This is a genomic window from Streptomyces sp. sk2.1 (genome assembly GCF_008120935.1).
Classification (GTDB): domain Bacteria; phylum Actinomycetota; class Actinomycetes; order Streptomycetales; family Streptomycetaceae; genus Streptomyces.
On sequence record NZ_RDBO01000044.1, the window covers coordinates 2,836 to 17,312 of the forward strand.

General features: G+C 71.0%; 12 protein-coding genes. 4 read left to right on the forward strand and 8 right to left on the reverse strand.

All coding sequences use genetic code 11. The features are described from left to right. Positions 1-255: 255 nt before the first annotated feature. Both EAO76_RS14890 and EAO76_RS14895 read left to right on the forward strand, forming a co-directional pair. Positions 256-3,081, forward strand: coding sequence for an SDR family NAD(P)-dependent oxidoreductase (locus tag EAO76_RS14890; protein ID WP_148836427.1), 2,826 nt, complete (start codon positions 256-258; stop codon positions 3,079-3,081). Positions 3,082-3,159: 78 nt separating this feature from the next. Next, positions 3,160-4,680 (forward strand): FAD-dependent monooxygenase, encoded by a 1,521-nt coding sequence (locus EAO76_RS14895; RefSeq protein ID WP_187438631.1) that lies wholly within the window; start codon positions 3,160-3,162, stop codon positions 4,678-4,680. 88 nt (positions 4,681-4,768) lie between these two features. On the opposite strand, the gene EAO76_RS14900 is transcribed toward EAO76_RS14895, so the two are convergent. Beyond that, positions 4,769-5,023, reverse strand: a complete 255-nt coding sequence (locus EAO76_RS14900) for a phosphopantetheine-binding protein (protein ID WP_148836429.1) — start codon at positions 5,021-5,023, stop codon at positions 4,769-4,771. Between the two features lie 73 nt (positions 5,024-5,096). Next, positions 5,097-6,122, reverse strand: coding sequence for a ketoacyl-ACP synthase III family protein (locus tag EAO76_RS14905; RefSeq protein ID WP_187438632.1), 1,026 nt, complete (start codon positions 6,120-6,122; stop codon positions 5,097-5,099). A gap of 189 nt (positions 6,123-6,311) precedes the next feature. Here EAO76_RS14905 and EAO76_RS14910 point away from each other — a divergent pair, with 189 nt between their 5' ends. Beyond that, the gene (locus EAO76_RS14910; protein ID WP_148836430.1) at positions 6,312-7,517 is read left to right on the forward strand and encodes a cytochrome P450; all 1,206 of its coding nucleotides are present in this window, start codon (positions 6,312-6,314) and stop codon (positions 7,515-7,517) included. Positions 7,518-7,728: 211 nt separating this feature from the next. Here EAO76_RS14910 and EAO76_RS14915 read toward each other — a convergent pair whose 3' ends face one another. The 4 genes from EAO76_RS14915 to EAO76_RS14930 all read right to left on the reverse strand — a co-directional run bounded on the left by EAO76_RS14915 (position 7,729) and on the right by EAO76_RS14930 (position 11,252). Then, on the reverse strand, positions 7,729-8,076 hold the full coding sequence (locus EAO76_RS14915; RefSeq protein WP_148836431.1) for a YciI family protein: 348 nt from the start codon (positions 8,074-8,076) through the stop codon (positions 7,729-7,731). A 63-nt stretch (positions 8,077-8,139) separates the two neighbouring features. Continuing rightward, a complete protein-coding gene (locus EAO76_RS14920) occupies positions 8,140-9,039 on the reverse strand; it encodes a virginiamycin B lyase (RefSeq protein ID WP_376044037.1) in 900 nt (299 codons plus the stop codon). A gap of 5 nt (positions 9,040-9,044) precedes the next feature. Beyond that, entirely contained in the window at positions 9,045-9,710 is a 666-nt protein-coding gene (locus EAO76_RS14925) for a CatB-related O-acetyltransferase (RefSeq protein ID WP_376044039.1), read from the reverse strand. A gap of 72 nt (positions 9,711-9,782) precedes the next feature. Beyond that, positions 9,783-11,252 (reverse strand): MFS transporter, encoded by a 1,470-nt coding sequence (locus tag EAO76_RS14930; RefSeq protein ID WP_148836434.1) that lies wholly within the window; start codon positions 11,250-11,252, stop codon positions 9,783-9,785. A 151-nt stretch (positions 11,253-11,403) separates the two neighbouring features. Between EAO76_RS14930 and EAO76_RS14935 the strand changes: the two genes are divergently transcribed. Next, positions 11,404-11,970, forward strand: a complete 567-nt coding sequence (locus EAO76_RS14935; protein ID WP_148836435.1) for a TetR/AcrR family transcriptional regulator — start codon at positions 11,404-11,406, stop codon at positions 11,968-11,970. A gap of 19 nt (positions 11,971-11,989) precedes the next feature. Here the strand turns inward: EAO76_RS14935 and EAO76_RS14940 are convergent, their stop codons facing one another. Beyond that, positions 11,990-12,547, reverse strand: a complete 558-nt coding sequence (locus tag EAO76_RS14940) for a YrhB domain-containing protein (RefSeq protein ID WP_148836436.1) — start codon at positions 12,545-12,547, stop codon at positions 11,990-11,992. A gap of 223 nt (positions 12,548-12,770) precedes the next feature. Continuing rightward, positions 12,771-14,369: a DHA2 family efflux MFS transporter permease subunit gene (locus tag EAO76_RS14945; protein WP_222872171.1), complete on the reverse strand. Its 1,599-nt coding sequence runs from the start codon at positions 14,367-14,369 to the stop codon at positions 12,771-12,773. Positions 14,370-14,477 lie beyond the last annotated feature (108 nt).

A 14,477-nucleotide genomic window follows, 5' to 3' on the forward strand; every position in this document is an offset into this window, starting at 1 on the left:
ACGCTCACCACCGTCGTGCACCGGGGTCCAGTCGACGCGGTACAGCACGCTCGGCTCCGCGCGGAGCCGAGCGTGCTGTACCGCGTCGACTGGACCCCGGTGCACGACGGTGGTGAGCGTGGCGACGGGCGCCCGGACACCGGCCGACGTTGGGCCGTACTCGACAGGTCGGACGGGTCGGACGGGTCAGATGGGACAAGTGGAGCGGACGGAACGGGTGGAACGGACGGATCGGATGGGTCGGACAGGTCGGGTGTGCTGGATGCGCTGATCGACAGCGACGGCCGAGTCCCCGACGTGGTGTTCCTGCCGTGCGACGCCCCGCACGCGCAGGCTGCCGACGTCACCACGACCGCTGCCGACGTCACCGATCAGGGAGAGGCGGCCCGTACGGCGGTGCAGGCCGTACTGCGGACCGTTCAGGAGTGGCTGAGCGACGATCGGTTCGCCGCCGCGCGCCTGGTCGTCGTCACCCGCGGTGCGGTGGAGGCCGGACCGGGGGAGGGCGTGCGTGACCTGGCCGGCGCGGCGGTGCGGGGGCTGGTGCGTTCCGCACAGGCCGAGAATCCGGACTGCTTCGTCCTGCTCGATCTCGACGCCGAGCTGCCCCGTGACCTCGACCGCGACTCCGCGCCGGACTTCCTGCGCGTCGCCCTCGAATGCGGTGAACCCGAGCTGGCCGTCCGGAACGGTGCGGTGTATGCGACTCGGCTGGTCAAGGACAACGCCGACGACGTTCTCGCGCCGCCGGACGACACGCCGCACTGGCGTCTGGGCAGCACCGGCACCGGCACCCTGGAGAACGTCGCCCTCGTCCCCGCACCCGGTGCGGGCGAGCCGCTGACCGGCGACCGGGTGCGGGTGGCCGTGCGCGCGGTGGGTGCGAACTTCCGTGACGTGCTGATCGCGCTGGGCAGCTATCCGGGCGAGGCGCCGATGGGCAGCGAGGGCGCGGGTGTGGTGCTGGAGGTCGGCCCCGATGTGACGTCGGTGGCCGTCGGCGACCGCGTCATGGGCCTGTTCTCCGAGGGCGCCGGACCGATCGCGGTCACCGACGGACGAACCCTCGCCCGTGTGCCGCAGGGCTGGACGTTCGCCGAGGCGGCTGCGACCCCGATCGTCTTCCTGACGGCGTATTACGGGTTGGTGGACCTGGCGGGGCTGCGGGCCGGGGAGCGGCTGCTGGTCCATTCGGCGGCCGGCGGTGTGGGCATGGCCGCCCTCCAGATCGCCCGCCATCTGGGCGCCGAGGTCTACGGCACCGCCGGCCTCGGTAAATGGGACACCCTGCGCAGGCTCGGCCTCGACGACGAACACCTGGCCAACTCCCGCACCACCGACTTCGAGACACAGTTCCTCACCACCACCGACGGCCACGGCATGGACGTCGTCCTCGACTCCCTCGCCAAGGAATTCGTCGACGCCTCCCTCCGCCTCCTCCCCCGCGGCGGCCGCTTCCTGGAGATGGGAAAGGCGGACGTCCGGGACCGGGACCAGGTCGCCGAGCAGCACCCGGGTGTGGCGTACCGGGCGTTCGACCTGATGGAGGCCGGACCCGACCGCATCCAGGAGATGCTGACCGAGCTGGTGTCGCTGTTCGAGGCCGGAGCACTGCGGCCGCTGCCCGTGACCGCCTGGGACGTGCGCAGGGCCCGCGAGGCGTTCCGGTACCTGGGGCAGGCGCGTCACATGGGCAAGGTGGCCCTCACCCTGCCGCGTGGGTTGGATCCCGAGGGAACCGTCCTGATCACCGGAGCCACCGGCACCCTCGGCAGCCTCCTCGCCCGCCACCTCGTCACCCACCACCACACCCGCCACCTCCTGCTCACCAGCCGCAGCGGACCCCACGCCCCCGGCGCCACCCGACTCACCGACGAACTCACCGACCTCGGCGCCACCGTCACCCTCACCGCCTGCGACACCACCGACCACGACGCCCTCGCCCACCTCATCGACACCATCCCCACCAACCACCCCCTCACCGCCGTCATCCACACCGCAGGCACCCTCGACGACGCCACCATCGACACCCTCACCCCCCACCAACTCAACACCGTCCTCACCCCCAAAACCCACGCCGCCTGGAACCTCCACACCCTCACCCGACACCACGACCTCACCGCCTTCATCCTCTACTCCTCCGCCGCCGGCACCCTCGGCAACCCCGGACAGGCCAACTACGCCGCCGCCAACACCTTCCTCGACGCCCTCGCCCACCACCGCCACACCCAAGGACTCCCCGCCACCTCCATCGCCTGGGGACTGTGGAGCGAGACCAGCAACATGACGGGGCACCTCGACGGGACGGCGTTGAACCGGCTGTCCCGTACCGGTGTGGTGGCGCTCTCCACGGAGGAGGGCCTGGCGCTGTTCGACGAGGCGCTCGGGCTGCGCCGGCCCCTGTCGGTGGCCATGGGGATGGACCTCGCGACGCTGGGCGAACGGGCCCGGGCGGGGCTGCTGGAGCCGCTGTTCAGCGGTCTCGTCCAGCAGCGGGCCGGGGCTTCCGCGGCCCGCGCCGCGAGTGGTCCGGTCCGGTCCGTGCCATCCGGCGTACCGCTCGTCGAGCGCCTGGCGCCGCTGTCGTCCGAGGAGCGGCGCAACGTTCTGGCGCGTCTCGTGCGCGAGAACGTCGCCGCGGTGCTCGGACACGCCACGGCGGACAGCATCGGCCTCGAACAGCCCTTCAAGACGCTCGGTTTCGACTCGCTGTCCGCCGTCGAACTGCGCAACCGGCTCGGCGCCGCGACCGGCCACCGGCTCTCGCCGACGCTGATCTTCGACCATCCCACGCCGAACGCGCTGGTCGGGCATCTCGACGAGTTGCTCGCCCCGCCGGAGGCGGATGTGTTCGGGCGGCTCCTCTCGGAACTCGACCTGCTGCAGAGCGGGTCGGGGACCGCCGAGGCGTCCCCGGTCGCGGTGGGCAAGGTCGTGACCCGTCTCCAGGACTTCCTGCTGAGTCTGGAGAAGGGCAGCTCCACCACGCACGCGTCCGAGGGTCCGAGCGCCGAGCGCATCTCGGCGGCGACCGACGACGAGATCTTCGACCTCATCGACAACGAGCTCGGGATCGCCTGAACCGGGCTCCTCCCGTTCTCACCCCCGGCCATGATGGATCCGGTTTTCCCAAACCCCTCACCCCCTAGGAATCAGGTTATGTCCGATCCCGTCATCATCTCGGGCGGCGGGCCCGCCGGGCTCATGCTCGCCCACGAGCTGGGCCTGTGGGGCATCGAATCGATCGTGCTGGAACGGCACGCCACGCGCGACGGCGGCCGCTCCGTCGGCCAGGCCCTGAACACGACCGCGGCCGAACTCCTCGACCAACGCGGGCTGTTGGACGGGATACGCGAGCACACCGCACCCTCGCAGGGCACCCACTTCTCACTGCTGTGGCTGGACAGCACCCCGCTGGAGAACCGGCACCTGCCGGCGCTGCTGCTCGGTCAGGAGTACTTGGAGCGGGAGTTGGAGCACCGGGCGGTGAAGCGCGGTGCGGACCTGCGCCCCGGTCACGAGCTGACGGGGTTCACGCAGGACGAGTCGGGCGTCACGGTCACCGTGCGGTCCGCCGACGGCGAGTACCGGCTGCGCGGCAGCTACCTGATCGGGGCCGACGGCGAGAACAGCGTGGTGCGTGAACTGGCGGGGATCGGTTTTCCCGGTTCCAGTCAGCCCAATTGCGGGCTGGTGGCCGATGTGGAGATCGACTTCGGCGATCTGGAGGAGATCCACCGCGGGGCCCGGTTCTGCCCGATCGGCGGTCTGTACTCGGCGGTCCCGGTGGAGCCGGGGGTGACCAGGGTGATCACCGCCGAGTTCGACACCGATCTGCCGGGCGCTTCGGTGGCACCCACGGCCGCGGAGCTGCGGGCGGGCGTCGAGCGGCTCAACGAGCAGCCGTTCCCCGACGTTCCGGTGCGGTGGATCCGCAGGTACGGGGGCCCGTCCCGGGTCGCCGACCGGTTCCAGGACGAGCGGGTCCTCCTGGTCGGGGACTCGGCGCACACCTTCTACCCCCTGGCCGGTCTGCGGATCAACCTCTGTCTCCAGGATGCGGTGAACCTCGGGTGGAAGCTCGCGGGCGACCTGCTCGGCTGGGCGCCGCCCGAGCTGCTCGACACGTACACGGCCGAGCGCCGGCCGGCGGCGGTGCGCGCGGCCTCCGCCACGGACACCCAGCTGGCCCTGATCCACCCGGTGAAACGGGTGGCCCCGGTGCGGGAGCTGGTGACGACGCTGCTGGAGTTCCCCGACGTCAACCGCTATCTGCTGGAGCTCTCCACCGGGCTGGACGTCAGCTACGCCCAGCCGGACGCGGCCCGGCCGCTGGGCCGACGGCTGCCGCACGTGGCGCTGACCGGGCCGGGCGGGACGAGCAGCGTCCCCGAGGTACAGCACCACGGGCGCGGTGTGTTCCTCGACCTGACCGGCCCGGACACCGGCTCGGACACCGGTACGGGTAGGGGTGCCGACACCCGTACCCGTACCGCTGCCGCCGACCGACTGGCGCCCTGGTCGGACCGGGTCGAGGTGGTGGTGGCCGAACCGGTGGCGGACATCGACGCGCGTGCCGTCCTGCTGCGCCCCGACGGGCATGTGGCGTGGGCGGGCGAGCCGGACGACGAGACGCTGACGGGTGCTCTCCGGCAGTGGTTCGGTTCGCCGCGGCGGTGAGCACGACGGTACGGCGGTGGGGCCGGGGCGATTCGCCCCGGCCCCACCGCCGTGTCGTCGTGCGACCGGACCGGCCGGTGGTGCGGGGTCAGGCCAGCTGCCGGGACCAGCTCGCCACGGTGGGGTCCGTGGCCAGGTCCTTGAAGGAGACCCTGCGGCCGGCCCGCCGCCAGCCGTTGACCAGCTGCATGATGTGCATGGACTTCAGCCCGAGGGCGACCAGGTTCGTGTCGTCGGCGATGACATCGGCGTCGACGCCGATGAGCTGCGCGACGGTGTCCTTGATCTGCTGCGGGGTGAAGGCGGCCGGGGCGCCGACGGTGCCGGTGGCGGAAGGGTTCATGGTGGGGTTCCTCTTCTCGTGCGGTTCATGCGGTTTGCGCAGGTCATACGGCCTTCGGTCCACAACCTGCGTCCTACGGGATCTCGACGATCTCCAGGACGGCCGAGCCGACCTCCATGCCCACGGCCGCGGCGAGCAGCAGTACGTGGTCGCCCGGCTCCAGCCGGCCCGAGGACAGCAGGTGGTCGAGGCCGACGATCTGGTCGGTGCCGCCCGAGTGGCCCGTGCGACGGTTGAACTCCCAGGTGCCGCGCGAACTGTCGATGCCCAGCGGGGCCAGGAAGCCGTTCTCCACCTGCTCCCAGGCGACTCCGCTGTGGGCGACCCCGGTGATGTCGTCCATGGTCAGCCCGGCCTCGGCAAGGGTGGCGTCGACGGTCTCGTTGACGATGTCGCCGAGGTGGAAGACGGGCGGGACCACGCCCTTGGCCCACTGTTCGCGCAGGTGGTCGGTGCGCGCCTCCAGGTCGAGCCCCTTGCCGAGGGTGACGCTCGGCGGGAACAGCGGGTCTCCCCCGCGGTGCAGCAGCTCCGCTTCCGGAATGGAGACGGAACCAACCGAGAGGAGCTTGGCGAAGCCGCCCCGCTTGGAGAGCACCACCGCCGAGCCGGCGTCGGCCAGGATGTAGTTGGAGCTGACCGTCCAGCGGTCCACGTTGGGCGTCGAGAAGTTGTCGCCGGCGGTCACGAGCACGGCGGTGGAGTCGCGGTCCGCCATCAGCAGGTTGGCGGCGAACCGCAGCGAGGTCACCATGCCGAGGCAGCCCTGGCGCAGTTCCAGGGCGGGGATGGGCCGGTCCAGGGTGTTGTGGAGGATGTAGTGGGGAGCGGACCAGATGTCGGGGCCCTGGTGGAACACCGGGGTGTGGATGAGGACGTCGATGTCCTCGGGCCGGTGTCCGGAGCGCTTCATCGCGTCCCGTGCGGCACTGACGGCCATGTCGGGGGCCGGTGTGTCGCCGCCGACGGCCACCGAGATCATGCCGCTGGACTCGCGCAGGGCGGCGTCGTACCACCCGCGTTCGACGGCCTCGTCGATCGTGACCCGTTCCGGGACGAACGTACCGATCCCGGCGAGGAAGACGTTGTCCACCTTCATCTTGCGACGCCCTCTTTCCACAGAACCAATGAAAGTCGGGTCACCCTGGCACCGGGGGCTTGCGCAGCCCTTTCGCGGCGCTTGCAGGTGGATTCGCGGCAAGCGGTTTAAGACACCTTTAGCCCGGTTGCCTAGCGTCCCCCTCGGGATTGTCAGTCACCTCACCATGCCGACCCGAGGAGCACGACCGTGACAGAGGTTCAAGAACTCGCCCGTCTTCCCTTCCCTCGTGATCCGGACGACGTGAACGGCATCGCGCCCACGTTCCGCGCCCTGCGGTCCAAGTCGCCGGTGGTCAGGGTCGGCACGTCCGCCGGTGACGAGGGGTGGCTGGTCACCCGTTACGGCGAGGTGAAGCAGCTCCTCAACGATCCGCGGCTGGGACGCTCGCACGCCCACCCGGAGAAGGCGGCCCGGGTCGCCAACGCGGCTGTTCTCACCGGTCCGTTGGGCAAGCCCGAGGAGGAGGTGGCCACCCGTACCCGTTTCCGCCGGCTGCTCTCCCCGGCCTTCTCCGCCCGCCGGGTGGCGCGGCTGAAGACCGGTGTCGAGGAGCTGGTGAGCCAGCTGTACGACGGTCTCGAGTCGGGCCCGAACCCCGGGAACTTCCACGAGGCCCTCTCCTTCCCGCTGCCCGTCCTGGTGATCTGCCAGCTGCTCGGCGTCCCCGGTGAGGACCGTGAGGAGTTCCGCCGGCTCTCGGCGGGCTCGACCAGCCTGGACGACGTGGAGGCCGCCAAGGCGGCCTGGGCCGAGCTGAACGACTACATGTACCGGCTGATCGACGTGAAGCGGCGGAACCCCGGCGAGGACGTCTTCTCCGACCTGGTCGCGGCGCAGGAGAAGGAGGGCCTGGAGGACACCGAGATCGCGCGGATGGCCTCCGGCATCCTCTTCGCCGGCCACGAGACGACGGTGACCCGGCTCGACCTGGGCACGCTGCTGCTGCTCACCCACCCCGAGCAGCGTGCGAAGCTCCAGGCCGACCCCCGGGGGCATATCCAGTCGGCGGTCGAGGAGATCCTGCGGATGGCCGCCCCGTCCACCCAGGACGTGCTGCCGCGGTACGCGCACGAGGACATCCAGGTCGGGGACCTCACCATTCCCGAGGGCGACCTGGTGCTGCTGGCCTTCACCGCCACCAACCGGGACCCGGACATCTTCTCGGACCCGAACTACTTCGACATCACCCGGGACAGCACCCAGCATCTGGCGTTCGGGCACGGTCCGCGTTTCTGCCTGGGTTCGGGCCTGGCCCGCCTGGAACTCCAGATCGTGTTCTCCACCCTGTTCGAGCGGTTCCCGAACCTGCAGCTCGCCACGGAGCTGGACGAGTTGCAGTTCCGGGACAACACACTGACCGGTGGTCTCTCCGCCCTGCACGTGCGCTGGTAGGACGGGGCGGCGCCTCCCGGCCCCGCCCCGCCGTGCGCGGCACCCCGGAAACGGCAGGTCCCGTCCGACCCGTCGGGTCGGACGGGACCTGCCGTTTCCGGGTCGCGAATTCGAGGCTGCGGATTCCGGGCCGCGAAAACCTGCGCCCGTCTCCCCGCAGGGGCGACCCCGTGGCCGGGCGCCGTTTCGTCGGGCCGGTTCCCGGCTCCGGTCAGGCGGATTCGAGGACCGGGCGGACCTCGACGGTCTCCGGGGTGGGGAGGCTCCTGGCCAGTTCGATGGCTTCCGCGCGGTCGGCCACCTCGCCGATGAACCATCCTCCGAGGGTCTCCCCGCCGGCGTGCGCGGGCCCGTCGGTCACCGCCGACGTCCCGTCGGCCGCGGTGCGCACCGTCGCGGGAGCGGTGCGCTCGGTCTCCAGGGCTTCGCCGCCGACCAGTTTCCCGGCCGCGGCGAGGCCGCCGATCCAGCCCTCGTACTCCTTGCGGTACGCGGCCCGGTCGGCCTGGATCCGGCGGCGCGACTCGTCCGTCTCGAAGATCACGAGTGCGTATTTCATGGGACTTCCTTTCCGGCCGCCTTACGGGCGACCACTGCTGACGGTGTGTGTGGGGTGGTCTGTTCAGGCGGTGCCGGTCGCCGGGGCGATGCGGGCGAGCGCGCCGATCTCCAGCGCGGTCCACAGGGCGCCGTCGGGACCGACGGTGATGCCGTGCGGTTCGGAGCCGGGGGTGGGCAGGTCGTGGACGGTGATGGAACCGTCGGTGGTGATCGTGCCGACGCGGTTGCCGCCCCATTCGGTGAACCACGCGGTACCGTCGGCGTCGACCGTGACGGCGTGCGGGCGGGCGGCGCGGTCGGGCAGCGGGAACTCGGTGATCTGCCCGTCGGGTGTGATCCGGCCGATCTGCCCGGCGGCGATCTCGACGAACCACAGGGCTCCGTCGCGGCCCGCGGCGATCCCCACCGGCGCCGCCGCCTCCGTCGGCAGGGAGTGGAGGGTGACCGTGCCGTCCATGCCGATCCGCCCGATGGCGCCCGCCTGGTTGAGGGTGAACCACATCCCTCCGTCGTCACCGGCGACGATCGCGGAGGGGAACGCGCCGGTGACGGGGAGCGGGAACTCGGTGACGTCGCCGTCGACGGTGATGCGGCCGATGCGGTCGGCGGCGGTCTCGGTGAACCACAGCGCGCCGTCGGGGCCCGCCGCGATGCCGAACGGCCCGCAGCCCGGGGTGGACACGTCGAACCCGTCGATGACGCCGTCGGTGGTGATCCGCCCGATCCGGTCCGCCCGGTACTCGGTGAACCACAACGCGCCGTCGGGGCCGGGGGTGATGACGGTCGGCCCGCAGTCGGGGTCGAGCCGGTGGCTCGTCGGCTCCTCACCGGGGACGAGTCGGCCGATCCGGCCGCCGTGGACGAGGGTGAACCACAGCGCGCCGTCCGGTCCGGTGGTGAGGGCGTAGGGTCCGGCCGTGCTGTCGGCCACGGTGTGCTCTTCGATGGACACCTGGGTCACGCGGGTCAAAGGGACTTCTCCTGTCCGTGCTCGATGGCGATGCGTTCGATGTCGGCCGGGGTTCCGGCCATGATGGTGCGGGCGTGCTCGGTCACCAGGTCTGCGGGCCAGTCCCACCACGCGGCGCGCCGCAGCCGTTCGACGTCGGCGTCGTCGAAGCGCTGCCGGATCGGCCTGGCCGGGTTGCCGCCGACGATCGTGCAGGGCGGGACGTCGGAGGTGACCACGGCGCCGGCCGCGATGATGGCGCCGTCGCCGATCCGTACGCCGGGCATGACGGTCGCCCGGTACCCGAACCAGACGTCGTTGCCGACGACCGTGTCGCCGCGGCTGGGCATGGCGGTGACGATGTCCAGCGTCCGCTCGGCCCACCGGCCGCCGAACATGGTGAACGGGTACGTCGACGCCCCCATCGTCGGATGCTCGGCGCCGGCCATCAGGAACGTGGTTCCCGAGGCGATCGCGCAGTACTTGCCGATGACGAGACGCTCCGGCCCGTAGGCGTAGAGGACGTTGCGGTGCTCGAAGTCCGTGGCGCCGTCCGGGTCGTCGTAGTACGTGTACTCGCCCACCGCGATGTTCGGCGAGGTGACCAGCGGCTTGAGGAACACCACGCGTTCGTGGGCGGGCAGCGGGTGCACGGTGGTCGGGTCAGGGGACAAGTTCGGGATCCTTCGCGTGGTTGTGGGATGTCGTGCGCGGTCCTGTGCGGCGGGTGCTCCCGGCCGGGGCGGTCGTCATGGTCAACGGCCGCTCACGGATGCCTCGTTCGAGGCGGTGACCGCATCCGGCCCGGTGGAACGTCGCGGCGCCGCGGAGCCTTCCTCGGGCTTGGACCTCACCAGCCACAGGCCGGTGAACACGGCGGTGGCCAGAGTGACGGCGCCGGCGGCGACGAAGGCGCTGTTGAGGCCGGCCTCGAAGGAGGCGCCACCGGACTGCCGGCTGCGGACGACGGCGCCGAGCACCGCCACGCCGAGCACCGCGCCGATCTGCCGGGTGGTGCTGCTGATGCCTGATGCGAGACCGCCCTCCTGCGGACTGACCGCCTGGATGGCGGCGCCCGTCAGTGGGGACATGGCCAGGGCGAAGCCGGTTCCGGCGAGTCCCAGCCGCCACCACACGTTCCCGTATCCGGTGTCGGCATGCACCATGCCGAGCGCCAGCAGTCCCAGTCCGGCCAGGGCCAGGCCGGTGGTGACCACGACTCGGAAACCGTACCGGGCGGCGAGCCGGCCCGCGTACGGGCTGACGATCACCATGGCGAGGGACACCGGCAGGGTCTGCAGACCGGCGCGCAGGATCGAGCTGCCCTGGACGTACACGAAGAACTGGGAGAAGAAGAACGACGAGCCCATGAGCGCGAACCCCACCACGACCATGGCGGTGTTGGACACGGTGAACAGGCGCTGCCGGAACAGCCTCGGCGGCAGCATCGGTGCGGAACGACGCGCTTCGACGGCGACGAAGGCGGCCAGGAGGATCACCGCGGCGGTGAAGCCGCCCAGGATCACCGGCGAGGTCCAGCCGCGGGCACCGCCCTCGATCAGCCCGTAGGTCAGGGCTCCCACGGCCAGAACGGACAGCACGGTGCCCGGGACGTCGATCGCGGGGGCGCCCGGATTGCGGGACTCGCCGAGGTGGCGCAGGCCGACCAGCAGCAGGACCGCGCCGATGGGCAGATTGACCAGGAAGATGGCGGGCCAGCCGAAGGCTTCCGTCAGCACGCCGCCGGCCACGGGGCCTGCGGCCAGGCCGATTCCGCTGAATCCGGCCCACATCCCGATCGCCTTGATCCGTTCCTGCGGCACGGGGCAGGCTGCGACGAGCAGGGCGAGCGAGGCGGGGCTCAGCGCCGCGGCCCCGATGCCCTGCAGCACCCGGCCGGCGGCCAGCCAGCCGACCGAGGGTGCGAGGCTGCACAGCAGTGACGCGGCGGTGAACACCGCCACGCCGGTCAGGTACACCCGCTTGCGGCCGAACCGGTCGGCGAAGACACCACCGGACAGCAGCAGCATGGCGACCAGCAGTACGTACGCGTCGACGATCCACTGCAGACCGGTCAGCTGGGTGTGCAGCCGGTGCTGCATGTCGGGCAGCGCCGCTCCGACGATCGTGTTGTCGAGCAGGACCATGAACTGGCCCAGGCAGGTCACCGTGAGCAGCACGGTCCGGTTTGGTCGACTGCCTTCGGTCGTATGCGATGCGGCCATGGAGATCCCCCTCGATCGATAGTTGCGCCCGGCCACGGCCGACACGGGTGGCGATGCACCCGAGCGCCCTAAAGCAGCTGGCGACTGCTTTAGGGGACTGTACGGAGGGTCACCCACAAACGCAAGTCGCTACTGCGTTAAGGTGGTGGGCATGAACGAGCGACAGCGAGCCCGACGACCCGGCGGGCGCAGCGCCCGCGTCGGCGCGCAGGTGCACCAGGCCGTCACCGAGCTGATCGGCGAGCGCGGCTACGGCAACTTCACCGTCGGCGAGGTCGCGGCCCGCGCGGGCGTGGCCGACAGCAGCGTCTACCGCCGGTGGGGCAACCTGGAGACCCTGCTCACCGACGTGGCACTCAACCGCCTCAACGCGCAGTCGCCGATGCCCGACACCGGGAGCCTGTCCGGCGACCTGCGCACCTACGCGGCCAACGTGGCCCGCGAGATCACCGGACCCGACGGTCCGGCGGTACTGCACCTGGCCGTCGCCCTGTCCGGCGCCGATCAGCAGGGCCTGCAGGCTCGTGACGCCATCCGCGACGAACGCATCCGGCAACTGCAGGCCATGCTCGACCGCGCCCGCGAACGCGGCGAGCACGCACCCGACGCGCTCGGCGTGCTGGACCACGTCCTGGCCCCGATGTACGTCCGCGTCCTGTTCGGCATGGGCCCGCTCACCCCGGACTACGTCGACGGGCTGGTCGACCGATTGCTGTGACCTCGATCCGGTCCCGCGATCAACCCCCGGCGGACTCCTCGGACGACGGGGAGCCCGCGTCGTGGATGGTCTCGACACGGAGGACGGGGTCGAGGACGGGGACGAGGACCCTGGTGGCGATGTCCACCAGGTGCGGTGGCGCGGTGCCGGCCTGCAGGGTGGTGACGTACTCGACGGCCTGCGCGTACGTGAGTGGCCGGACCCGCTGCCGCAGCAGGCGCATGGCGATGATCCGCCCGTCGGCCGCCACTGTCCGGCGGATCTCGTCGTGCAGATCGTCCACCGCGGTGCGTACCGTCATCTTCCTGATACGGGTCCGGTAGTCCAGTTCCCACTCGCCGGTGAGCGCGGTGACCGGTCCGATCCGGTGAAGACTCCCGTCGAGGCGATCCACCAGGTAGGGGCCGTTGCCGCCCAGGAGCTGATCCGGGTCTCCCGTGCGCAGGTATTCCGCGGTCTGGTAGTGGACGATCCAGACGAGCTCGTGTTCCTCGGCCTCGGACACCGCCAGCCGTCCCGAGTACGTGCGGTCCAGATCCTCCTGGGCCACCCGGATCGCGAAGTCACGGTCGATCATGTCCGGCAGCATCTCGCACGTCGAGGGAGATGAACAGGAGTTTCCCCCCCGGGTCGGGTCCGCGGCTGCCGTCGGCCCCAGGGTCTTTCGTCTGGATCGGCCCGGCATGATCCAGACGAAAGACCCTGGGGCGCGGGCCGTACGGGGCGACGTTCCGGCCCCCACGCCGGGGGATGTGCGTGGGGGCCGGAGGTCGTGGCCGGCGGGGCCGGCGGTGTCGGGTTCAGCGGCTGGGTTCCGGCTCCGTCCTGACCGGTGCGACGGTCCCGGTCGCCGCGGCCTTCTTCTTCATGTGGTTGTGGGCCGTGGTGCACAGCAGCGCGGACAGGGCGATCGCGCAGAGCGGCAGCACGAAGGAGGAGTCCATGGTGGCCACGAAGCCGTGGCCGTAGACGTCCTCGGCGAGCTTGCCGAGCGTTCCCGCCGTCTTGTCGGGCAGGTCGGCCGCCAGTGCCTTGAGCGTCGCGGCGTCCGGGGCGTCGCCGTGCGAGAAGGCGGCCACGAAGCCGTCGCGGGACCCGGCGGGCAGCGCGTCGGCGCGGGCGGTCGCCTCGGAGCGCAGGTTCGAGGCGAGGCTGCTCTGCAGCACGGCGCCCACGATCGAGGCACCCAGGACCGAACCGATCTGCCGGACCGTGTTGTTGACCCCGGAAGCCGCGCCGGCGAGCTGCCGGGGCACGTTGCGCATCGCCTCGGTCGCCATCGGGGCGAGCAGGCAGCCGGTGCCGAGGCCGAGGACGGCCATCGGCAGGGTGAAGGTGTACCAGTGGCTGTCGGTCGCGGCGAGCGTCAACACCATGGCGATGCCGCAGCCGTACACGATCAGGCCGAACAGCAGGACGTTCTTGCCGCCGATGCGGTCCGACATGCGACCCGCGAAAGGTGCTGTGCACATGGACATCACCGGGGAGGCGGCGAGGGTGAGGCCCGCCTGGATCGCGCTCATGCCGAGCACGGACTGCAGGTAGATGTTCATCGGCAGGACCAGGCCCAGCAGCGCCATCGAGACCAGGGCCACGATGGTGGTCATGACGGTGAAGTTGCGGTCGCGGAACAGGGCGAAGGGCACCAGGGGCTCGTCGTCCTGCTTGCGCCGCTGGTGGAGCACGAACACACCGATGAGTGCCACGCCCGCGGCGATCAGCGCGACGATGCCGGTGTTCCAGTCGTAGCGCTCGCCCTCCTGCAGGCCGAAGGACAGGCAGAACAGCGCGGCCGTGACGATGATGACGCCCACCGCGTCGAACTTGTGCGCGCGGGCGGGCCGGATGTCGGGCACCCACAGGAACGTCAGGGCGATGACCGCCAGGCCGATCGGCACGTTGATGAAGAAGATCCAGCGCCAGCCGATCGTGCTCACGATCAGGCCGCCCAGGGTCGGGCCGGAGAGGGTCGCGACCCCGGCGATCGATCCCCACACGCCCATGGCGGTGCCGCGCCGGTCGGCCGGGAAGACCGCCATGATCAGGACCATGGTCTGGGGCACCATCATCGCCGCGCCGAGGCCCTGGACCGCGCGCGTGCCGATCAGCATGCCGGGGGTCCCGGCGAGGCCGCAGGCGATGCTCGCCAGGGTGAACAGGGAGACGCCGGCGACGAACAGGGTGCGGGGTCCGCGGAGGTCACCGAGCCTGCTGAAGGTGATCAGCGTGACGGCGAGCACCAGCGCGTAGGCGCTGACGACCCACATGGCCTCGTCGAGGGACGATCCCAGCCGGTCCATCATGTCGGGAATCGCGATGTTCACGATGGTCAGGTCCAGCAGTGTCATGAAGAACCCGAGACCCAGCGTCACCAGGACTGCCCATGGGTTCCCGCGCATATTCCTCACGGATGACTCCTTGTCCGTACACCTGTGGTGCACATTGCTTTTTCGAACATCGGTGGTTTCCGAACGTCGTCGAGGGGGCGCCCGCGGCCCGTCCGTACG